The sequence below is a fragment of the Pseudonocardia yunnanensis genome (genome assembly GCF_039534065.1).
Classification (GTDB): Bacteria; Actinomycetota; Actinomycetes; order Mycobacteriales; family Pseudonocardiaceae; genus Pseudonocardia; species Pseudonocardia yunnanensis.
The window spans coordinates 64,834-86,553 of the sequence record NZ_BAAAUS010000008.1 but is presented as its reverse complement, the minus strand read 5'-3'; the positions used below and the strand labels follow the sequence as shown (position 1 = coordinate 86,553).

Below are 21,720 nucleotides of genomic sequence, written 5' to 3'. Positions count from 1 at the left end.
GGACGTGTGCACGGTGGCCATGGGATGTGTGCGGTGGGCTTTACGCCGCCAGGTCGGCCAGCTTTTCCGCCACCACCGCGAACGGGGGGTTGGTCAGCGCCGTGCCGTCAGCGAAGACCACCGTGGGGACGGTCTGGTTGCCGCCGTTGACCCCCTCAACGAACCGGGCCGCCTCGGGGTCCCGCTCGATGTCGACCTCGGTGTACGCGATGCCGGCCTGATCCATCTGTAGCTTGAGCCGGCGGCAGTAGCCGCACCACGTCGTCGAGTACATCGTCACCTCAGCCATGCCGGTAGAACGACCGGCGCCCGTTCTGTCTTCCCCGGGTGTCAGGATGGTCGGGTGAGCGCGCGCCCCGTCCCCGACGCCCCGGAGTCCGGCCTCGACGACGAGCAGCTCGCGGCGGTCACCGCGCCACGGGGGCCGGTCTGCGTGCTGGCAGGCGCGGGCACGGGCAAGACGCGCACCATCACCCGGCGCATCGCGCATCTCGCGCGCACCGGCCATGTAGCGCCCGGCCAGGTCCTCGCCGTCACCTTCACGGCCCGGGCGGCGGGGGAGATGCGCACGCGGCTGCGGGCGCTCGGGGTTGCTGGCGTTCAGGCGCGCACGTTCCACGCGGCCGCGCTGCGCCAGCTCCGCTACTTCTGGCCGCGGGTGGTCGGCGGCGACCAGTGGCAGCTGCTCGAGGGGAAGGTGCGGATCGTCGGGCAGGCGGCCGCCCGTGTGAAGGCCGGCACCGATGCCGCGTCGCTGCGTGACCTCGCCGGTGAGATCGAGTGGGCGAAGGCGAGCCTCGTCACCTCGGACGGGTACGCGGCCGCCGTCGCGAAGCTGCGCCGCGACACACCAGGGCCCGCCGAGCAGGTGGCCGCCGTGTACGCGGGCTACGAGGAGCTGAAGAACCGCGCCGAGCTGCTCGACTTCGACGACCTGCTGCTGCACACCGCAGCGGCGCTGGAGGAGCACGGCCCGGTGGCGGAGGAGTTCCGCGACCGCTACCGCTGCTTCGTCGTCGACGAGTACCAGGACGTCACGCCGTTGCAGCAGCGCGTGCTCGATGCCTGGCTGGGGGAGCGCGACGATCTCACGGTGGTGGGCGACGCCAACCAGACGATCTACACCTTCGCCGGCGCCAGCCCCCGCTACCTGCTCGACTTCCCGCGCCGCTTCCCGGAGGCGGCCGTCGTGCGGTTGCAGCGCGACTACCGGTCCACACCGCAGGTCGTGTCCGCCGCCAACACCCTGATCGGCTCGGCCCGCGGGCGCGTCGCGGGCACCAGGCTGCGGCTGATCGGGCAGCTTTCGCCCGGGCCGGAGCCCGACTTCGCGGAGCACGACGACGAGCCGGCCGAGGCCGCCGCCGTGGCCGCGCAGATCAAGCGGCTGGTCGCCGACGGCACTCCGGCCGCCGAGATCGCGGTGCTCTTCCGGATCAACGCGCAGTCGGAGGTCTACGAGCAGGCGCTCACCGATGTCGGCGTGCCGTACCAGGTCCGCGGGGGCGAGCGGTTCTTCTCCCGCCCGGAGGTGCGGCGCGCGATGACCGCGCTCCGGGTCGCCGCTCCCGGGCGCGCAGGCGACGACGTCCCGCTCGTCGACGCCGTCCGCGCGATCCTGGCTCCCGTCGGGCTCACCCAGGAGCCGCCCGGTGGTGCCACACAGCGCGCGCAGTGGGAGTCGCTGCTCGCGATCGTCGAGCTCGCGGAGGAGCTCGTGGCGGTGGAGCCCGAGGCCGATCTGCGCCGGTTCGCGGCCGAGCTCGAGACGAGGGCCGACGCCGCCCACCCGCCCACCGTGCAGGGCGTCACGCTGGCGTCGCTGCACGCCGCGAAGGGCCTGGAGTGGGATGTCGTGTTCCTCGTCGGGCTCGTCGACGGCACGCTCCCGATCCAGCACGCCGACGGCGACGACGAGGCGATCGAAGAGGAGCGCAGGCTGCTCTACGTCGGCATCACGCGGGCCCGCCGCCGGCTCGCCTTGTCGTGGGCGCTGTCCCGCCAGCCCGGTGGCCCGCGACGGCGGCGGCGCAGCCGTTTCCTCTACGGGCTGATTCCGGAGGAGCACTCGGCTTCGCGGATAGCGAACGGATCGAGCCGCGGTGGCCCGCGGCCACGCTGTCGGGTGTGCGGCTCGCCGCTCATGGGGGCCGACGCGCTGAAGATGCGCCGGTGTGCAGAGTGTCCGTCCGATGTGGACGTCGAGCTGCTCGACAGGCTCCGCGGCTGGCGCAGTGAAGAGGCCCGTGAGCAGCAGGTTCCGGCCTATGTGGTCTTCACCGACGCCACCCTCACGGCGATCGCCGAGCAGCGGCCCACCGACAACGCGGCGCTGGTGCGGATCCCCGGCATCGGTGCCCGCAAGCTCGATCGCTACGGGCCGGCGGTGCTCGCGCTGGTGGCCGACCCGGACGCCGCAGGTAGTTGATCCAAGAAGTTCCCCGTAAATCAGTTGTGCGGTCTGTCCGGGTATCTCTAACGTATCCGCCGACGGACCTCACCAGCCCGTCTTCTGCTGCGACTTCGCCCGCGAAGGGGGTGTTCCGAATGATCACGATGACGCGCGACCTCGCCGGGATCTACGGCACCCGTGTGCGAGCAGGGTCTGTGATCACCATGGGCTCCCTGCACCGCTCCGCGCGCGTGTGGCAGCAGATCCCGGCGCTCGGCGCCTTTGACAAGAACAAGGGCGTCAGCCCGACCGATAACAGCACAGGTGTGTCCGAAGTGGAGTGTCGCCATACGTAGGCGACCTCGCCACCGGCCCGAAGAACCAAGGCCGCGGACCCACACCGGGATCCGCGGCCTTTTTGTTTGTCCTGCCTGACCACATCACTCAGGAGGTTGAGGTGCTAGTCCGATCAGCTCCGTTGGACGGCGGAGTGATCAGTTCCGAACAGCTCGGTGGCGAGACAGTCGCCGGGATGGGGTCCCTCCTCGACGCGGTGCCGCGTACGGGGTCTGACCTGCCGTGTCGCTCCGGCGACGCGGACCTGTGGTTCGCCGAGGCTCCGGCCGAGCTGGAGTTGGCGAAGTCCCTCTGCGCGCAGTGCCCGATCCAGGCCGAGTGCCTGGCCGGGGCCCTGCGCCGGGAGGAGCCATGGGGCGTCTGGGGCGGTGAGATCTTCCTGCGCGGGGCCGTCATTCCGCGCAAGAGGCCTCGAGGCCGCCCGAGCAAGGCCGCACTGGCCCGTGACCGCGAGTACGCAGCGGCCGTGTCCGCCTGATCTGCCCCACCCCGTTGGCCCTCCGAGGGCCACACCGAAGGAGACCGATTCCGATGACCGACTTCATGCCGCCGGCCGCCCCCGCACTTCCGCGACCCGTGGTCCTGCACCGAGAGGGAACTGAGATGTTGCTCCACGAAGCCCTGGCCCGATCCCGACAGCGGGAGGCCGAACAGGCTGCCCGCGATTACGCACTAGCCCGCCGGCTCACGGCGGGCCGCCGGTGGGCCTCGCTCGCCGGCTTCGCCGCCCGGCGCGCCGAACTCGCGCGCGCCGGCGCCGGTGCTGCCCCGCTCCACCGCGGTTCCGGAACCGCGGTGAGCGGGCTCCGCGGCGCTCTCCGATAAGCGCCGCACGGTGACGACGGCGCCCCGGCCGGACGCGGCCGGGACGCCGTCGGCGTCCGCAAGCATTTCCGTCCATCTCTGAACCCGGCCCGGCCCGTCCCACACCATCCGCGGCGGGGACCGGGGGCCGGGTTCAGAGGTGGCGGCCTGCCGACTCGTCCTTGGCGTCGAAGATCCACGGCTGCCAGTGCCGCACGATCCCGCGGAGCGGGACCTCGGCGTCGAGCTGGCACAGCACCCCGAGGGTGCCCATCGTGACGCGGTGCACGAGCAGGTACTGGGGTGGCAGGTTGAGTTCCCGGCCCGTGTTGAAGTCGGGACTGCGCAGGTCGCCCACCCGTTCGGCCTGCCGTTGGAGCCAGCGGCGGGTGAAGTGGAACGTGTCGGTGCGCAGGGGCTCGGTGAACGGCGCCAGGTACGTCACGGCGTCCTCGGCACGCAGCGGTGACCCGGGCCGAACGAAACCGTTGTCGCGCAGCAGCGTGAGGAGCTCCCCGGGCTTGTCCTCCAGCGCGAGCCGGACCATCACCGACAACGGCCGGGGGAGGCCCTCCGGCAGGCGCGCCACGGCGCCGTAGTCGATGACCATGAGCCTGCCGTCGTCGAGGACCTGGAAGTTGCCGGGGTGCGGGTCGGCGTGCAGCAGGCCGACGCGTGCCGGTGCGGAGTAGTGGAACTCGGCGAGCAACGCCGCAGCCTGGTTGCGCTTCTCCTGCGATCCGCCCCGGATGACGTCGGAGAGCTTCTGCCCCGTGACCCACTCCGTGACCATTGCCCGGGGTGCTGATGCCACTACGCGCGGCACCTTGACCTTGTCGTCGCCGTCGAACGCCGCGGCGAAGATGCGCTGGTTCTCCGCTTCGTCGCGGTAGTCCAGCTCCTCCTCCATCCGCTCCCGCAGCTCGGCGATCAGCGGCTTGATCTCCAGTCCGGGCACGAGCGGCTGCATCAGCCTGCTCATCCGCGACAGCTGGCGCAGGTCCGACCGCAGCGCCTCCTCCGCGCCGGGGTACTGCACCTTGACGGCGACCTCGCGCCCGTCCCGCCAGATCGCCCGGTGGACCTGGCCGATGCTCGCGGCTGCGGCCGGTGTGTCGTCGAAGTCCTGGAACCGGTCGCGCCAGCCTCGGCCGAACTGTTCGGCCAGCATCCTGTGCACGTCGGACGCGGGCATCGGGGGCGCTGCGGACTGCAGCTTGACCAGCGACTCGCGAAACGGTGCCGCGTACTCGTCGGGGATGGCGGCCTCGAACACGCTCAGGGCCTGGCCGAACTTCATCGCCCCGCCCTTGAGCTCGCCGAGCACGGCGAAGAGCTGCTCGGCGCTCTTCGCCATCAGCTGGGCCGAGATCTCCTCGCCGTCGCCGCCCACGAGCCGACGACCCCACCCTGCCGCGGCCCGTCCGGCCACACCGAGCGGGAGACTGGCGAGCTTGGCCGTGCGTGCCGCTGTTCGCCGCGGGATGTCGGTCACGCTGGTTCCTCGGAAGCCGGCCTCGCGGTCACGACCGGCACCGATGCGGCGGATGGCGACCGGACACTCCCGGTCGCCGGTACGCCTTCGCCGGGCCGGGCGCCGTCCGACGGCGGGCTCGCGGACTCGTTCACTCCTTGATTGTGTCCCGATCTCCCCCTTGCGCGCATGTTGCCCTCTCCATCTCCCGTCACATTCAGTCGGTGATCGCGCCGCATCCGCAGCCAGGTTGGGGCGACCAGGCACGCCGGAACAGCGTGCCCGCTGTGGCGTCGAGCTCCAGTGTCGTATCGAGGGTGGGAGGGGGACCACCTCCACCGGCCGCCGTGTCGAGCGCGGCGAGGGCCTGCGCAGTGGCGAGCGCAGCGGTCGCGCGGATCGCCGCGGGGTCGGCGCGGCCCTGCCGGCCGACCAGCTGCGCCGCGACCGCCGGCCAGCCGGGGTCGTGGGCGCAGCGTTGCCGCTCGAGGCAGCCGAGACAGGCGGTGCGACCGGGCAGGACGAGCGGCCCGACCACGCCGACGCCGTCGCGCACCCGGGCGGAGAGATGGGCGGTGCCGGTGGCGTGCAGCTGCGCCACCCGCTGCGGGTCGTGGGCGAGGAAGTCGGTGAGGACGACCAGGTCGGGCACCAGCCGCTGCCCTGGTGGTCCCGTGCCGGTGCCGGGACACAGCCTCCGCAGTGCCGCCCTGGTGGCCCGGAGGCGGTCGGAGCCGCGGTCGTCGTCGACGTAGCCGGTGCCGAGGTCGGCGGCGAGCACCGGCCCGCTGGTCTCGATGTGCACCGTGCCGACGCCGTCCTGGGCCAGCCCGAGCACGACACCGACGGCGAGCGGCCCGGCCCCGGTGACGACGACGGTGCTCTCCGCGCGGTGCCGGGCCTTGCGCTCCAGGACGGCGGTGTCGATCAGCACCCCGGCTGCGACGAGCTCACGCACCAGTGCGTGCGCCTCGGCCGCATCGGCCCCACGCCGGACGGCCCGTTCGACGAGTTCGTTCTGCTCGACCGGGGCGTCCAGCTCGTCGACCATCGCCGCCAGCGCCGGCGGGAGATCGTCGATGGCGACGGCCGTGGCCGGATCGAGGCCGAGCAGCCGGGCGCGGGGGCCCAGCGCGAGCACCGACCGGTGAGGGGAGAGACGGAGCGTGACGGACATTCTCCGATGGTGAGCCCCGGAAAGATCCGCCGCAGCACGCTGTCCACAGGGTCCGGCGGCCCTGTGGACAACATCGGGTGACGCGCCGACCCGGCGGCGGGGCTTAGGCTGGAGTGATGGCGCAGCCCGCGGTCATCGAGGTCCGGCGCAGTGACCGCCGACGGCGCATGGTCAGTGCACGCCGCGAAGGCGACACCGTGATCGTCTTCATCCCTGGGTGGATGAGCGATTCGGAGGAACGACGCTGGGTCGACGAGATGGTGCGTCGGCTCGAGCGCAGCGAGGCCCGTCGCCGCTCACCGGCCCGCAAGGGCGACGCCGAGCTGCGACGGCGGAGCATGGAACTGTCTCGCCGCTACCTCGACGGACGCGCCGAGCCCCACACGGTGCGCTGGGTGCCCCCGATGCGCACGCGCTGGGCGTCGTGCACTCCCGCTGACGCCACGATCCGCATCAGCGAGCGGCTGCGGGACGTCCCCAGCTGGGTGGTCGACTACGTGCTGATCCACGAGCTCGCACACCTGCTCGAGCCGGGCCACGACACTCGGTTCTGGGCCTGGGTGCACCGCTACCCACGTGCGGAACGCGCCATGGGCTACCTCGAGGGACTGTCCGCCGCCGCCGGCCTGGGCATGCTCGGAATCGACGGCGATGAGCCCGAGGCGGAGCCGGAGGCGGCCACCGGCTGACCCCCGCCACCGTGACCGTGCGGTGGCGACGAGTCTGCGAGAAGGCGCGAGGATCAGGCGGTGGGCTTCGGGCCCTCGGGCTCCGGCCCGTCGGAGTCCGGAGTGTCGGTGTCGTCGGCGCTGTCGGTGCTCTCGGACTTCTCGGAGCGCTTCTGCTGGGGATCCTCGGCGCCTGCCCGGTCCGCCAGCTTCTCCAGCTCCGCGATCGGATCGCCGAGCTCGTCCCGACCGACGAAACCGGCAGGGTCGTCGAGGTCGTCGGCGGACGGGATGAGGTCCGGGTGGGCCCACAGTGCGTCACGGCCGGCGATCCCGCGCTGCTCGCCGAGGAGCCGCCAGAGCTCCGCGGCGGCCCGCAACCGGCGGGGCCGCAGCTCGAGTCCGACCACCGTGGCGAAGGTCTGCTCGGCAGGTCCGCCGGAGGCGCGGCGCCTGCGCAGAGTCTCGCGCAGGGCGTCGGCCCCGGGGAGCCGGGCGCCAACGGCGTCGGCGACCACGGCGTCGACCCAGCCCTCGATCAGCGCGAGGAGCGTCTCGAGGCGGGCCAGGGCCGCCTCCTGCTCCGGGGTGGTCTCGGGCTCGAACATCCCCGACTGCATGGCCTCTTCGATGGCGGCCGGGTTCGACGGGTCGATGCCCCGGGCCAGCTCCTCGATGCGGGAGGTGTCGACCCGGATGCCCCGCGCGTACTCCTCGACGGTGCCCAGCAGCCGCTCCTTGAGCCACGGCACGTGGGCGAACAGCCGGTGGTGTGCCGCCTCGCGGGCAGCCAGGAAGATCATGACCTCGCTGGCGGGGCGGTCGAGGTCCTTCGTGAACTTCTCGATGTTCTCGGGCAGCAGGGCCGCGACCCGATCGGGACCGACGGGCACGCCGATGTCGGTGGACGAGACCACTTCCGCGGCGAGCTGCGCCAGCCCACCGCCGAGCTGGCTGCCGAAGGCGAGTCCGCCCATCTGGCCGAGCATCGCCAGCATCGGGCCGGCGGCGGAACGCGCCTCCTCGGGGATCGCCTCCACCCACGACCCGGACACGCGCTGCGCGACCGGGTCGCACAGCCGCTTCCAGGTGGGCATGCTCGCGGTGACCCACTCGCTCGCCGACCAGGCCTTGGTCTCGACCGCCCCGGCGGGGAACTCGGTGGCGGGGTCGAGCCACAGCTCGGCGAGCTTGACCGCGTCGGAGACGGCGGCGCGCTGCGCTTCGGTGAGTGAGGACGTGCTGGCGGCGAGTCGCTGCTGGGCGAGCTGCGCGGCGAGGTCGTAGTTGACGGGGCCTCCGCCGGTGTTCTGCGCCTGGCTGAGCATCTGCCCGAGCTGCGTGAGCATCTGCCCCAGCTGGCTGACGTCGAACCCGCCTGCACCTCCGGGCATGCCCGGCATTCCGGGCAGGCCGGGCAACCCGGGGAAGCCACCGGGTGGCATCCCTGGAAGGTTGCCGAAGCCGAACGGATCCTGCGGCCCGTTGTTCGGGCGCTCCGGCTCTCGGCCGCGCTCGTTCTCCTTGTCATCACGGTCGCGGTCGGACGGCCCGAATCCGAACGGGGTATCGCTCATGTCACCACGGTACGCGGATCGCCCAAGCTGAGCTGTTCGCATTCAGCACAAATTGACAGGCGCCGATGCGCCGCCCGACGGCGCAGCACAGACCGTCCGAGGGCGTCGAAACGGGTCCCCATAGGCTCTCAGATTGTGAACCGTCGGACGTGGAACCTCGTCGCCGCAGGCATGCTCGCGCTGGCGCTCGCGGTGCTCGCCGCGACGGTGCCCGTGCCGATGGTGGCGCTCGGTCCCGGTCCGACGTACGACACGCTCGGCGACGTCGACGGGCAGCCGGTCGTCGCCGTCGACGGGCTGCAGGCCTACCCGACGACCGGGCACCTGAACATGACCACGGTCTCGGTGACCGACCGGCTCACGCTGTTCGCGACCGTGGGCCTCTGGGCGGACGGTGACCGTCAGGTCGTGCCGCGCAGCGAGGTCTTCCCGCCGGAGAAGAGCGACGAGCAGGTGCAGCAGGAGAACACGGAGCAGTTCGCGGCCTCGGAGGCCAACGCCGAGGTCGCCGCGCTCACCGAGCTGCGCCTGCCCACGCGGGTGGTGGTGAGCGACCTCGTGCCGAACTCGCCTGCGCAGGGCAGGCTCGAGCCGGGCGACGAGATCGTCGCGGTGTCGGGGCACCCCGTCGACACGCCGGCTGCCGTCTCCGGCGCGCTGTCGACGACCACGCCCGGACAGTCCGTCACGATCACCTACAAGCGCGCAGGCCAGCAGCACGACGCGGACGTCGTGCTCGGGTCGAGTCCGGATCGCCCGCAGGGCCTGCTCGGCGTCCGGCCCGGGATCGAGCCGCGCACCGGCGACATCAGGATCAGCCTCGGCGACATCGGTGGCCCGTCGGCCGGGCTGATGTTCGCGCTCGCCGTGATCGACAAGCTGACGCCGGGCGGGCTCACCGACGGCCGTTTCATCGCCGGGACCGGGACGATCACGCCCGACGGGCAGGTCGGCCCGATCGGCGGCATCCCGTTCAAGATGCGGGCCGCGCGCGACGCGGGGGCCACCGTGTTCCTCGTGCCCGCCGACAACTGCGGTGAGGCCGAGGCGAACGCCCCCGCCGGGCTGGAGCTCGTCCGTGTCGCGACCCTGCAGGACGCTCTGAACGGCCTTGATGCGCTCGCGACGGGGCGTCCGGCGCCCTCCTGCACAGCCGCAGCCTGAATCGGACGAACAGAACAATCTAGGCCCCAACGGGAACTCCACACCCCGTCCGTAGAGTTGGGTGAGCAGGGCGCATAGTCGAGCCGGCTGCAGGAGGCGATCGAGCAGGTCGTCGCGGCAGCGGACCCGTCGCATCCGCCCGGCGCCCGACCCACGAAGACTGGAGCGTGCCCTGTGGCCATGAGGCCCCCGGTGGGAGCCCCTACGTTGAGCCGCCGTACCCGGATCCTGCTCATCCTGGCGGGAATCGTGGTACTGCTGCTCCTCGGTGGCTCGCGCCTGATCAACTTCTACGTCGACTGGCTGTGGTTCGGGGAGGTCGGCTACCGGGGCGTCTTCGCCACAGTTCTGTTCACGCAGATCGTGCAGTTCCTCGTGGGCGGGCTGCTGATCGGTGGCCTGGTGGCGCTGTCACTGTGGATCGCCTACCGCTCACGTCCTGTCTTCGTTCCCGTCAGCGGGCCAGAGGATCCGATCGCCCGCTACCGCACGGTGATCATCCAGCGGCTGCGGTTGTTCGCGATCGGCATCCCGCTGATCATCGGCGTCATCGCCGGGCTCGCGGCGCAGGGCGACTGGCAGACTGTCCAGCAGTTCATCAACTCCACGCCGTTCGGCGTCACCGACCCCGAGTTCGGCATCGACGTCGGCTTCTACGCGTTCCAGCTGCCGTTCTACCGGTACGTGCTGGACTGGCTGTTCGTCGCCGTGGCCATCTGCTTCGTGGTCTCGCTGATCACGCACTACATCTTCGGCGGCATCCGGCTCAGTGGCAGGTCCGGGCAGGTCTCGGCGGCCGCTCGTGCGCAGCTGGCGATTCTCGCCGGCGTGTTCGTGCTGCTGAAGGCGGTCGCCTACTACCTCGACCGCTACGAGCTGCTCTTCAGCAACCGCAGCGACATCTTCACCGGCGCCACCTACACCGATCTCAACGCGGTGATGCCGGCGAAGCTGATCCTCCTGTTCATCTCGCTCATCTGTGCTGCCGCCTTCTTCGCCGCAGTCTTCCGCCGCAACCTGCAGTTGCCCGCGATCGCCGTCGTGCTCCTGATCCTCTCCAGCGTGCTGATCGGCGCGGCGTGGCCGCAGGTGCTGCAGCAGTTCGTCGTCTCGCCCAACGCCAACGAGCGTGAGGCGGTCCCGATCGAGCGCAACATCGCGGCCACCCGGCAGGCCTTCGGCCTCACGGACGACAAGGTCACCGAGGTTCCCTACAGCGGCACCTCGGATGCCACCCCCGCGGAGGTCCGTAACGACTCCGCAACGGTGTCGAACATCCGCCTGCTCGACCCGGCCAAGGTGGGCGACACGTTCACCCAGCTCCAGCAGCGTCGTACCTTCTACGGCTTCCCGCAGAAGCTCGATATCGACCGCTACAACATCGACGGGAAGATCCAGGACTACGTCGTCGCCGCTCGTGAGCTGAACAGCGCAGGCCTCACGGGAAACCAGACCGACTGGATCAACCGCCGGCTCGTCTACACCCACGGCAACGGGATGGTGGTGGCTCCGGCCAACCAAGTGAACGCCGTGCTGGACGAGGCGGGTGGGCAGGGCGGTCTGCCCAACTTCACCAGCATCGACATCACCAACAACGAGTCGCCGAGCATTCCGCCGAGCCTGCGCGTCACCGAACCGCGCATCTACTACGGCGAACTGATCGACGGCTACTCGATCGTCGGTGCCGACCCGGGCGGGGCGCCGCGGGAGTACGACTCCGACACGCAGAGCTACACGTACCACGGCAAGGGCGGCGTGCCGCTCGGCAGCTTCGTGAACAGGCTGGTCTTCTCGCTGTTCTACGGCGAGCGCAACATCCTGTTCAACAACTCGATCAACCAGAACTCGAAGATCATGTACGTCCGTGACCCCCGCGACCGGGTGCAGGCGGTGGCGCCGTGGCTCACCACGGACAGCGACCCCTACCCGGCGGTGGTCAACGGGCGCATCGAGTGGATCGTCGACGGCTACACCACGCTGCAGAACTACCCGTACGCGGAACGGATGGGGCTGGGGCAGGCCACGGCCGATGCGCAGCAGGCGCTGCAACGACCGCAGACCGACAAGGACATCAGCTACCTCCGCAACTCCGTGAAGGCCACCGTCGACGCCTACGACGGCACGGTCACGCTGTACGCCTTCGACGAGTCGGACCCGGTGCTGCAGACCTGGATGAAGACCTTCCCGGGCACTGTGCAGCCCGCATCGGCCATCAGCCCGGATCTGAGAGCACACTTCCGGTATCCGGAGGACCAGTTCAAGGTGCAGCGCGAGCTTCTGACGCGCTACCACGTGGACAACCCGCTTGAGTTCTACGGCAACGTGTCGTTCTGGGACGTCCCGTCCGATCCGACCGTGCCAGGTGGGGGCGGAGCCGGCGGCGCTCCACAGCCGCCGTACTACATCCTGGCGGGCGAACCGGGAGCCGGCGGGCAACAGAACAACACGCCCACCTTCCAGCTCACGAGCGCCCTCGTGTTCCGCAACCGGGACATCCTCTCGGCTTACGTGACGGCGAGCTCCGATCCGGCCAACTACGGCAAGATCACGGTGCTGCAGCTACCACCGGACACGCAGACGCTAGGCCCGCAACAGGTGCAGACGCAGTTCGTCGGTTCACCGAACGTCAGCCAGGACCTAGGCCTGCTATCGCGGGGTGGGCAGAGCACCGTCGAGTACGGAAACCTGCTCACCCTCCCGGTGGCCGGCGGGCTGCTCTTCGTCGAACCGGTCTACATCGAACGAGCCAATCAGCAGTCCAGCTACCCACAGCTGGCCAGAGTGCTCGTGTCGTACAACGGACGGGTCGGCTATGACGCGAACCTGTCCGTGGCGCTGGACCAGGTGTTCGGGGCCGGAGCGGGGGCTGCCGTAGCGCCGCCGGCCGGGGGCGCGCCACCAGCGGTGCAACAGGGCACCACTCCTGGTGGGCCCGCCGCACCGGCGGCCAACCCACAGGTCGCCGCGGCTGCGGCGTCGATCCAGAGCGCGATCAACCAGCTCCGGGCGGCCAACCAGAGCGGTGACTTCGCAGCACAGGGCCAGGCGCTGCAGGCACTGGACAACGCGGTGCAGCAGTTCCAGCAAGCGCAGGCGAGCGCCGGCTCGGCGGCGACGTCGGCGCCACCGCCACCACCCGGCCCAGGCGGCTGATTTCCGCTGGTCCCCAACCACCGCCCCGTCGGCCTCACCAGGCAGGCGGGGCGGTGGCCGTAGGGGGACCCCCCCGATGCAGGCAGGTTTCCGGGGGGTGTACTGTCCTTAATGCAAGACAGCAACACGGCAACGCGGGGTGGAGCAGCTCGGTAGCTCGCTGGGCTCATAACCCAGAGGTCGTAGGTTCGAATCCTACCCCCGCTACCAGCGGAAATGGCCCCCGGACGATCAGTCCGGGGGCCATTTCATGTCTCGGTAGTAAGAGTCGTAGTAAGTGCTCGACCAACAAGCCGCGGAAGCGGGGTCCTTGGTGCCGGTGACAGCCCGCTTGATCAGCTGGCCGATGAGCTCCGCGGCGGCACGGTCGTGCCCGGTTGAGCCGCCGATCCCGCCGCGTGGTCGGCGACCCTCCTGGTGATGGACTTCGTTATCTGCCCGGAGTGGCGTCCGACACAGCGAGCTCTTGCGCCTCCACCGCCCGGCAATAGTCGAGTTGCTGCTGCGCCAGCTTCCGGACTCGTTTCAGCGATGCGATCCGCTCGTCGATGAGGTTGATCTTGGACTGCAGGCCCTCTTGTGCTCGCGCGTGATCCAGCACACCGTCGGTCATCTCCTGGCAGAAGGCCAGGATTTCGCGCAGGGAGAAACCTATCGATTTCCCGGAGGCGATGAGGTCGGCCGTTTCGATGTCCTTCTCGGTGTAGTGCCGATAGCCGTTCTCGCTGCGGCTGCTGGAGAAGAAGCCCACCTTCTCGTAGAAGCGGATCGTGTCGGTGCTGGCGCCGACGCGTTTAGCGAATTCGCCGATCAACATGCGTTGAGCCTCCCTGTCGATCCGAGCGGAGTGGAGTGAGGCGGGGATCACCCTGGACCTTGGACCATACTCCAAGGTTTACGTTCGAGCCGACCGACGATCAAGGAGGCTCCGATGACTGTGACTCATCCCGAACCCGGAACTGCGGTGGACGGCCTGCACGGCTTCCACCACCGCTACGCCGAAGGGAACGGCACCCGCATCCACTACGTGATCGGCGGCGCCGGCCCGGCGGTCGTGCTGGTGCATGGCTTCCCGTTCACCTGGGCGGTATGGCGTGAGCTGATGCCGATGCTGGCGGCCCAGGGCTACACCGTGCTAGCCCCCGACCTGCGCGGCATGGGCGATTCCGACCCAGCCGAGAGCGACACCTTCGCCAAGACCAACGTCGCCGAGGACATCCGGCGGATCGTGCTCGGGCTGGGTCTCGGACCGATCAACCTGGTCGGCATGGACGTGGGCGGCATGGTGGTCTACGCGTACGCGTCACGGCACCCTGACGAGGTCCGCCGGCTGGTGCTCTCCGAGACGCTGATCCCCGGCTTCGGCCTCGAGGAGATGATGAACCCTTCCGTCGAGGGCGGTACCTACGCCTTCGGGTTCAGCGGCCAGGTCGACCTCGCCACGTTCCTCACCCAGGGCAAGGAAGCCGAATACCTCACACCGTTCTACCGGCTGACCTCGGTGCGGCCGGACGCCGAGGAATACGGCGTCGCCCACTATCTGCCGCATTTCACCGGCCCGAACGGCATCCGCGGCGGCTTCCAGCACTACGGCGCCATGATCGAGGACGGCAAGGCCAACCGGGCCGAGTTCACGACCCGGCTCCCGATGCCGGTCCTGGTGCTCAACGGCGACCACGGCTACTACCGCGGCCAGCTGCTGGCCGGCGCCCGGCAGGTCGCCGAGAACATCGAAACCGATGTCATCGCGCAGGCTTCCCACGCGTACGCGTTCGACAACCCGCAGGCCACTGCCGAGCGATTCGGCCGATTCTTCGCGGTGTCCGATACTGAGCGTCTGGTCATCGTCGACGAGATCCGCCAGTTCATGGCTCGGTACGCCTACTACGCCGATCACAAACAGTTCGACCAGCTCGCGCGGCTGTTCGCGCCGGAGGCGACCTTCACGATCCATGACCCGCAAGGCGTCCAGGTCATGCAGATGACCGGCCCGAAGGAGATCGAGGACGTCATCACCACCAGTGTCGGCGACGCCACCGCGATCCATCAGCTGTTCTCCTTCACTACCGAGGTCCACTCGCCGGTGGCTGCGTCCTCGACCATCAACATGGAGGACTGGATCGACGGCAGCACCGTCAAGGTGCGCGGCTACGGCCACTATCACGGCGAGTTCGCCAAGGTCGATAGCTCCTGGCGGATAGAGAAGTTCGTCCAGACCCGCCTGCGCACGGATGTGCTCCCGTGAGCGCGCTGGGGGTGGCGGTGGACCTCGAAGCGACCTGGTCGGTGGCTGCCACGACTCGATCAGGACGGCTCGTGCCGGAGAGCGGCCGGAGCGCCCTGGCTTCGAGCGTGCCGCCGTGCGATCACCAGCAACGCGATAAGGATGAGCGGGCCGGCGATGTCGGTGTACAGCGCCGGCCCGGCGTTATTGGGGGCCCAGTTGTCGGCGACGATGATCTGGTGCACGTGGACGACGGCGTCGCCGAGCAGCCATACGGCGTTGCCGATTACGGTGGCAAGCCAGAATTGACCCCGGAACCAGTAGCAGAGGATGCCCAGCACGCCGATGGCGAGGTTGGCCACCGCCACCTCGGTCTGGAAGGGGTTGCCGGCGGGCCAGCCGATCGATGCTGCGGTGGTATCGGCGTAAACGGTGTGTGCGATGAAGGTGAACACGCCGCCTACGCCGACGAGGATGACCAGGAGCCACAGCAGAACGATCTCGGCGATGCGGCTCGGCGTCCGCGGATGGGTATCCCGGAACAGGTGGATGGCGGCGACGATCAGGCCGATGACGAACAAAGCAAACAGCATGGCTACCCCCTGGTGTCGTACAGGGGCTCTGAGTGAGAGAAACACGCTAGGCGCAAGCCGGCACGGAGTCATCGGCCATTCGGGCCCACGGCCTGCCGTGTGAACCGACCACCACCGCCCCGGTTGGTGTTCCTCTAACGTCCCCGACAGCTATGGGGATGGATCCTTGATGATCTCCATCAATGCGCTGGTGAAGGGCGCAGAGTCCAGATCGCCCCGGACGGCCAGTTGCTGGCTGTATCCGGCGCAGACGGCCACGAACGCCTCGGCGACCGATCCCGCCTCAGGTCCCGTCTTGTTGTGGAGAAGGTCGGCGACCGCCGTTCGCAGTGCCGAGAGCTGCTGCTGGACGATCGTCGCGAGCGCAGGGGAGATGGCCGCTTCGGCGTAGATCTGGGCAGTCAGCCGGGCATGGTCCTTCTCGCGGGCCATCGCCCGGACGTGCTCCAGGAATCGGCTGATGGCCTCGGCTGTGAGCTCGGTAGGGAATGCGTCCTGCGCCTGCTCGCAGACGGCCATGACGATCTCGTCCTTGCTGGTGAAGTATCGGTAGATCGCCCCGGTGGAGAGCCCGGACTCGGTGACGATGTCGGCCATCGAGGTCCTGGCGAAGCCGTGACTGGCGAAGCGGGCCCGGGCGGCGTCCACGATCTGCTGTCGCCGGGCATCGAGGTGCGCCTGGCCCACCTTGGGCATAAAAGAGAACGACCCTTCGTTTTATTGGCAACGTTCGAGGACCCTACCTCGTCCCCGGCCTCCAGGAGCACCTCATGCGCTACCAGACCTTCGGACGACAGACCGGGCTCCGAGTCTCGGAGTACGCCCTCGGGACGGCGAACTTCGGCACGGCCGAGACCAGCGCCGGCCCGGAGACCTCGCGGAAGATCTTCGAGGCCTTCGTTGCCGCCGGTGGCACCACGCTCGACACGTCCAACCTGTATCAGGACGGGCAGGCCGAGACCGTGCTCGGCGAGCTGCTCGGCAGTGACCGGGACGACTTCGTGGTGATCACCAAGTACAGCGGGACCAGGCAGGCCCGGCCCCGCCCGGCGACGACCGGGAACAGCCGCAAGACGATGATCCGCTCCCTGGAGGGGAGCCTGCGCCGCCTGAAGACGGACTACGTGGACGTGTTCATGCCGCATTTCCCCGACGAGATCACTCCGATCGAGGAAATCCTGGCCGGGTTCGACGATCTGATCCGCGCCGGCAAGATCCTTCATGGCGGGCTGTCCAACTTCCCGGCCTGGCGGGTCGCGGGCGCCGCGGTCCGGACAGACCTGCGCGGCCTGGCCCCGCTGGTCGGTATCCAGACCGAGTACAGCCTGGCCGAACGGTCCGCCGAGCGGGAACTGTTGCCGATGGCGCAGGCCCACGGCCTGGGGGTGGTGCTCTACTCCCCGCTGGCCGGGGGTCTGCTCACCGGCAAGTACCGCCAGGGGGAGAAAGGCCGGCTGAGTGCTCGTGGCGATGCCGTGGAGGGAACCGCGCAGCGGGCCGCAGTAGTCGATGCGGTGCTGAGCATCGCCGAGGAGATGGGCAGCACCCCCGTCCAGGTGTCCCTGGCCTGGCTGCGCCGGCGGGCCGCGCTGGCTGCGACGACCCTGATCCCGATCGTGGGCCCCCGCTCCCTGGAACACCTGGAGGAGTACCTGCGCTCGCTCGATCTGGAACTCGACACGCAGCAGTACCTACGCCTGGACGACGTCAGCGCGGTCCGGCTGGGCACTCCCCACGAAGACGTCGCGGCCGCGCTGAGCCACGGCTTCGACGGCGACCGCAGCCTGCTCGAAGCTCCCCACGTTCCCGTTCTCTGATCACGACAGGCTGTTCACGGCGATGAGGTGAGCCGCCGCGGCGACCGCCTATGCCGTTTCATGCCACTCATGACGGAAAAGTTGACCGTCTCGTATTCGTCCGATGGGAGGCCCTTTCTGCCGGTTATCAGAACAATGCGGAAGATCTTCCATCGGCAGCCCGGGAGGATCTACGCCTGACTCATGACCCCGAGATCGTGGGTTCGAATCCTGCCCCCGCTACCAGCGGAAACGGCTCTCGGGTGCTCGGTCCGGGGGCCATTTTCATGCCTCCGGTAGTGCCAGATCTGTACCAGGTCATCAAGTCGAGTGTTTGCGCAGGGTGGGGTACGCTTATTGTGGCGTATAGGTCACGCCCTCCTCGCGGCGATGTGGAACCAAGGCGGGAGCCTATGCTCGCGTCGGAATCACTCCTCGATCGGTGCGAGAGCAATCGGGCATTCCACCGCCGCAAGCCGCTCCGATCACTGCCGCTCTCTCTGCGCTGAGAGCAGTGGTTGCTGTCTGCGTTCGTCGCCGAGGGGGACGGGCGTGCAGGCGGTCCGCAAGATCATGATCGCGTGAGGAGACACGACTTTGACGATCCCCACCGTTTCGCCCGCGTTGCCCTACCTCGACATCATGGATCCGGCGTTCCATCCGGACGGCGCCGAGGTCAGGGCGGCCCGCGCCGCGCACTGGTGCGCTCGAACGCCGATGGGCTTCGCCGTGCTGCGGTACGACAAGCTCACGGCGCTGCTCGCCGACCGCCGGCTGCGCCAGGGCACCTTCCGGATCCTCAGCGCCCAGGGGCTCACCGAGGGGCCGTTGGTGGAGTGGTTGAACTCGACCATCTTGAGCGTCGAGGGCGACGACCACACCCGGCTGCGCCGCCTCGTGAGCCGGGCGTTCACGCCACGCGCGGTCTCCGAGCTGCGGCCCCGGATGAGCGAGATCGCAAACGAGCTCGTCGACCGCTTCCCGGGCGACGGGCCCGTGGACTTCATGGAGGCGTTCGCCGACCCGTACCCGGCCCGGGTCATCTGCGAGCTGCTCGGCGTTCCGCGCGAGCAGCACGACGCGTTCCGCGGCTGGGCCAACGATCTGGGCCTGGCTTTCAGCTTCACCGCCGCGGCCAACGTGGAGCGGATCGAGGCGGCACTCGAGGGCCTGCACGCGGCCACCGACGCGCTGCTCGCCCAGCGGCGCGCCCGGCCGACGGACGACCTGCTGTCCGCACTGATCGCGGCCGAGGCCGACGGAAGCCGGCTCAGCACCGAGGAGCTGCGGACGATGGTGACAGCGCTGCTCTTCGCCGGCCAGGACACCACCAGGCACCAGCTCGGCAACGCGATCGCGACCTTCCTGTGCCACCCCGACCAATGGACCCTGCTCGCCCGGCAGCCGGAGCTCGCCGCACAGGCCGTGGAGGAGGTGGTCCGGGTCGTGCCCACCGTCCCGCTCACCAGCCGGATCGCGACCGAGGATCTCGAGATCGACGGCGTCGCGATTCCGGCCGACAGCCATCTGGCGCTGTTCCTGGCCACCGGGAACACGGACCAGGCCGCGTTCGGTACCGACGCGGACCGGTTCGACATCACCGCCAGCCGTCAGCAGCAGCTGACGTTCGGCGGTGGAATCCACTACTGCCTGGGGGCCTACCTCGCCCGCATCGAGATGGTCGAGGCGCTGCCGCTACTGGCCCGCCGGCTCGGGCCGATCGAGCCCGACGGCGACCCGACGTGGCGGCCTGCGATGGGCATCGCCGGTCCCGTGACGTTGCCGATCCGGTTTCGGCGTGAGGCGCCGTGAATGAGTGAATGAGTGCGCGGCTCAGCCGCTGAACGTGGCCTGACGCGGCACAACGACCGGCGATGAGACGGCGGACGCGGATATTGGGTTGCAGGAACGCTGTCTGCCTTGGGAAATAGCACATCGTGGGTGGGGCGTACTGGGAACGGCGGCCGTCGTCGCTGATGCGGGAAGGTGTGGTGCACCTTCGGTTGCCGGACATCACGGCCGAGTTGGCGACCGCATCCGGGGTCTTCGGTGCTCAGCGGGTCGATCCGGGAACCCTCGTGCTGCTGCGGAACACACCGCGCCCGGCGCCGCACACGTCGATGCTGGATCTGGGGGCAGGGTACGGGCCGATCGCGCTGACGTTGGCGCGCCGGCAACCTCTGGCCGGGGTCTGGGCGGTCGACATCAACGAGCGGGCGTTGGCGTTGGTTCGCCGCAACGCGGCCGGCCTCGGGGTACCGAACGTGATCGCGGCGGCACCGGAGCAGGTGCCGGCGGCTCTGCGTTTCGATGGTGTGTTCAGCAACCCTCCCATCAAGGTGGGTAAGGAGGAACTGCATCGGCTCCTGCTGGACTGGCTGGCCCGTCTGGTCCCGGGGGGAGATGGCTGGCTCGTGGTCAAACAGGCCATGGGCGCCGACTCGTTGCACACCTGGCTCGACACCACGGGCTACCCGACCCGGCGGGCTGCCGCGAAGCAGGGCTACCGGTTGCTTCAGGTTCACGCACCGACGGCCCACGGCGAGCGGCCACCTCGCGTCGACGCCGCCGATCTCGACACCGTGGGCCGCGACACCGGCGGACAGTGGACCGTACTGGGCCACCTGGCCGGCGGCGGCGGAGATCCGGTGCATCTGCTCGGCCGGACCGGGGAGCGGGCGGTACTCAAGATCAAGAGCGGGGCGTGGTGGGCAGACCAGCTGGCCCAGATGATCGAGGTCGTCGAGCGACTCCGCGCCATGGGCTACCCCACCCCTGCGATCCTGGCCACCGGACACCTCGACCGGGACCGGTGCTATCTGCTCACCGAGTTCCACGCCGGCCGTGCCGGCACCACGCTCGACGTCGACACCCTCCCGCACGTGTTGGACGCCGTCGACCTGCACGCCCGGGTGCATCCGGCGCCGGTGCGTGACTGGTCGACCATGATCACCGCTTTCCTCAACGGTGGCATCGCCGAGTTCGCGTTCCACCCGAGCGTGCTGCCCCTCGCGCGACGGGCTCTCGGGTCGATCACCCGTCCGGTGCCGGCCTTACCCACCGGCGACTTCGTGCACGGCGACCTCACCGTCCGGAACATGTTGTTCCGCCGAGACAGACTCTCTGCGGTGATCGACCTGGAGGGCTTCGGCCGAGGAACCCGCGTCATCGACCTCGTCGCGCTGCTGCAGACCCCCGCACACCCCGTTCACGGCGACCCAGCCATCGCCCAACGGATCAAGGACCACGCGATCAGCTCCGCCGGTGATGAGACCTTCGTGGCCTGCGTGGTCCATCGCGTCCTCGCCGTTCTCGCCGCGGCCACCGAGCGCCCCGACCAACTCCCCGACGCCCACCAACGCGCTCACGGCTTGCTCCGACTGCTGGACTGATTGCCGGAGTTTGATGCCCGCCCCACGGAGTGACCCGGATGGCGAGGTCACGCGGCGACATTTGTCCAAGACCGATTGCCGCCGGCCCGTGCAACCTCTCCGGCATGGCTGAGCACGACGTCGAGCACTCGCACGCGATGCACGTGGTCCACGACGGCTCGCGGCAGGCGCCGCCGCTGTTGCTCATCCACGGATCGGGGGCCTCGAGCGGCTCCTGGAAACCGGTGGTCCCGGCACTTGCCGCCCACCATCACGTCGTCCGGGTCGACCTCCCGGGCTGCGGCCAGTCGCCGCCCCCGCTGTCGTACGACGTGCCGGCGCAGGCGGCCAGGGTGGCGGCGCTCCTCGACGGCCTCGGTCTGCGTCCCGTCACCGTGGCCGGGCATTCCAGCGGCGGCTACGTCGCCACCGCTCTCGCCGAACAGCGCCCCGACCTGGTGACGTCGCTCGCGCTGATCAGCACCGGCCCGAGTACCGATGCGATCCTTCCGCAACCGGCCATCCTCCGAGCCCTGATGGCCCCGCCGCTCGGCCCGTTCCTGTGGTCGACGCGTTCGGACGCGACGACTCGTAGAGGAATTAACGCGACGTGCGCACGCCCGGTAGATATCCCGGACGACGTGGTCGCCGAGCTCCGGGGCACCACGTACCGCGCGATGCGGTCGGTGTTGCGGGGGAACCGCGCGTACATCGCCGAACGGAGCGTGCCGTCGCGACTCGCCGCCCTCGATGTCCCCGTGCTGGTGCTCTTCGGCATGGCCGACCCACGCTGGGACCCTGCGTCGGCACACCAGTACGACGCTGTGCCGGGCGCGCGGGTCGAGCTGCTGCCCGGCGTCGGGCACGTGCCGATCTTCGAAGAGCCCGAGATCACCAGCAAACTGCTGCTGGGTTTCACGGCGACGGGCGCTGACACCTGACCGTGATCCCCGACACCTACGCTGGGCAT

Annotated in this window: 19 protein-coding genes and 1 tRNA gene; 12 read left to right on the top strand and 8 right to left on the bottom strand. The window is 69.6% G+C overall.

Annotated elements, in window-relative coordinates; all coding sequences use genetic code 11:
• Window positions 1-40: 40 nt before the first annotated feature.
• Window positions 41-289 carry a mycoredoxin gene (locus tag ABD743_RS11625; protein WP_241034998.1) on the bottom strand — a complete coding sequence of 83 codons (249 nt, stop codon included), beginning with the start codon at window positions 287-289 and terminating at the stop codon, window positions 41-43.
• 54 nt (window positions 290-343) lie between these two features.
• On the opposite strand from ABD743_RS11625, the gene ABD743_RS11620 reads away from it, so the two are divergent.
• The 3 genes from ABD743_RS11620 to ABD743_RS11610 all read left to right on the top strand — a co-directional run bounded on the left by ABD743_RS11620 (window position 344) and on the right by ABD743_RS11610 (window position 3,227).
• On the top strand, window positions 344-2,428 hold the full coding sequence (locus ABD743_RS11620; RefSeq protein ID WP_344721618.1) for an ATP-dependent DNA helicase UvrD2: 2,085 nt from the start codon (window positions 344-346) through the stop codon (window positions 2,426-2,428).
• 119 nt (window positions 2,429-2,547) lie between these two features.
• On the top strand, window positions 2,548-2,748 hold the full coding sequence (locus ABD743_RS11615; protein WP_344721616.1) for a hypothetical protein: 201 nt from the start codon (window positions 2,548-2,550) through the stop codon (window positions 2,746-2,748).
• Window positions 2,749-2,882: 134 nt separating this feature from the next.
• Window positions 2,883-3,227 carry a WhiB family transcriptional regulator gene (locus ABD743_RS11610; protein ID WP_379659353.1) on the top strand — a complete coding sequence of 115 codons (345 nt, stop codon included), beginning with the start codon at window positions 2,883-2,885 and terminating at the stop codon, window positions 3,225-3,227.
• 194 nt (window positions 3,228-3,421) lie between these two features.
• On the opposite strand, the gene ABD743_RS11605 is transcribed toward ABD743_RS11610, so the two are convergent.
• From ABD743_RS11605 to ABD743_RS11595, 3 genes are all read right to left on the bottom strand, one after another.
• Window positions 3,422-3,640 (bottom strand): hypothetical protein, encoded by a 219-nt coding sequence (locus tag ABD743_RS11605; RefSeq protein ID WP_344721612.1) that lies wholly within the window; start codon window positions 3,638-3,640, stop codon window positions 3,422-3,424.
• A 67-nt stretch (window positions 3,641-3,707) separates the two neighbouring features.
• Window positions 3,708-5,048 carry an ABC1 kinase family protein gene (locus ABD743_RS11600; protein ID WP_344721610.1) on the bottom strand — a complete coding sequence of 447 codons (1,341 nt, stop codon included), beginning with the start codon at window positions 5,046-5,048 and terminating at the stop codon, window positions 3,708-3,710.
• A gap of 196 nt (window positions 5,049-5,244) precedes the next feature.
• On the bottom strand, window positions 5,245-6,204 hold the full coding sequence (locus ABD743_RS11595) for a TOMM precursor leader peptide-binding protein (RefSeq protein WP_344721608.1): 960 nt from the start codon (window positions 6,202-6,204) through the stop codon (window positions 5,245-5,247).
• Window positions 6,205-6,320: 116 nt separating this feature from the next.
• Here ABD743_RS11595 and ABD743_RS11590 point away from each other — a divergent pair, with 116 nt between their 5' ends.
• Window positions 6,321-6,893, top strand: coding sequence for a M48 metallopeptidase family protein (locus ABD743_RS11590; protein ID WP_344721606.1), 573 nt, complete (start codon window positions 6,321-6,323; stop codon window positions 6,891-6,893).
• A gap of 53 nt (window positions 6,894-6,946) precedes the next feature.
• Here the strand turns inward: ABD743_RS11590 and ABD743_RS11585 are convergent, their stop codons facing one another.
• Window positions 6,947-8,449, bottom strand: coding sequence for a zinc-dependent metalloprotease (locus ABD743_RS11585; protein ID WP_344721604.1), 1,503 nt, complete (start codon window positions 8,447-8,449; stop codon window positions 6,947-6,949).
• Window positions 8,450-8,584: 135 nt separating this feature from the next.
• Between ABD743_RS11585 and ABD743_RS11580 the strand changes: the two genes are divergently transcribed.
• The 3 genes from ABD743_RS11580 (at window position 8,585) to ABD743_RS11570 (ending at window position 12,976) form a co-directional block, all read left to right on the top strand.
• Entirely contained in the window at window positions 8,585-9,613 is a 1,029-nt protein-coding gene (locus tag ABD743_RS11580) for a YlbL family protein (protein ID WP_344721602.1), read from the top strand.
• A 180-nt stretch (window positions 9,614-9,793) separates the two neighbouring features.
• Window positions 9,794-12,766 carry a UPF0182 family protein gene (locus ABD743_RS11575; protein WP_344721600.1) on the top strand — a complete coding sequence of 991 codons (2,973 nt, stop codon included), beginning with the start codon at window positions 9,794-9,796 and terminating at the stop codon, window positions 12,764-12,766.
• Window positions 12,767-12,899: 133 nt separating this feature from the next.
• Window positions 12,900-12,976 (top strand) — tRNA-Met (locus ABD743_RS11570).
• Between the two features lie 220 nt (window positions 12,977-13,196).
• Here the strand turns inward: ABD743_RS11570 and ABD743_RS11565 are convergent.
• Window positions 13,197-13,583, bottom strand: a complete 387-nt coding sequence (locus tag ABD743_RS11565) for a MerR family transcriptional regulator (protein ID WP_344721598.1) — start codon at window positions 13,581-13,583, stop codon at window positions 13,197-13,199.
• Window positions 13,584-13,697: 114 nt separating this feature from the next.
• Between ABD743_RS11565 and ABD743_RS11560 the strand changes: the two genes are divergently transcribed.
• Window positions 13,698-15,011: an alpha/beta fold hydrolase gene (locus ABD743_RS11560; protein ID WP_344721596.1), complete on the top strand. Its 1,314-nt coding sequence runs from the start codon at window positions 13,698-13,700 to the stop codon at window positions 15,009-15,011.
• A 59-nt stretch (window positions 15,012-15,070) separates the two neighbouring features.
• Here ABD743_RS11560 and ABD743_RS11555 read toward each other — a convergent pair whose 3' ends face one another.
• Together ABD743_RS11555 and ABD743_RS11550 are read right to left on the bottom strand one after the other, a co-directional pair.
• Window positions 15,071-15,571 carry a DUF6790 family protein gene (locus tag ABD743_RS11555; RefSeq protein WP_344721594.1) on the bottom strand — a complete coding sequence of 167 codons (501 nt, stop codon included), beginning with the start codon at window positions 15,569-15,571 and terminating at the stop codon, window positions 15,071-15,073.
• Between the two features lie 162 nt (window positions 15,572-15,733).
• On the bottom strand, window positions 15,734-16,279 hold the full coding sequence (locus ABD743_RS11550; RefSeq protein WP_344721592.1) for a TetR/AcrR family transcriptional regulator: 546 nt from the start codon (window positions 16,277-16,279) through the stop codon (window positions 15,734-15,736).
• A 74-nt stretch (window positions 16,280-16,353) separates the two neighbouring features.
• On the opposite strand from ABD743_RS11550, the gene ABD743_RS11545 reads away from it, so the two are divergent.
• From ABD743_RS11545 to ABD743_RS11530, 4 genes are all read left to right on the top strand, one after another.
• Window positions 16,354-17,400: an aldo/keto reductase gene (locus ABD743_RS11545; RefSeq protein WP_344721590.1), complete on the top strand. Its 1,047-nt coding sequence runs from the start codon at window positions 16,354-16,356 to the stop codon at window positions 17,398-17,400.
• 576 nt (window positions 17,401-17,976) lie between these two features.
• Window positions 17,977-19,191 (top strand): cytochrome P450, encoded by a 1,215-nt coding sequence (locus tag ABD743_RS11540; protein ID WP_344721588.1) that lies wholly within the window; start codon window positions 17,977-17,979, stop codon window positions 19,189-19,191.
• A 179-nt stretch (window positions 19,192-19,370) separates the two neighbouring features.
• On the top strand, window positions 19,371-20,771 hold the full coding sequence (locus tag ABD743_RS11535; protein WP_344721586.1) for a methyltransferase: 1,401 nt from the start codon (window positions 19,371-19,373) through the stop codon (window positions 20,769-20,771).
• 104 nt (window positions 20,772-20,875) lie between these two features.
• Window positions 20,876-21,691, top strand: coding sequence for an alpha/beta fold hydrolase (locus ABD743_RS11530; RefSeq protein WP_344721584.1), 816 nt, complete (start codon window positions 20,876-20,878; stop codon window positions 21,689-21,691).
• The last annotated feature ends 29 nt before the right edge of the window (window positions 21,692-21,720 follow it).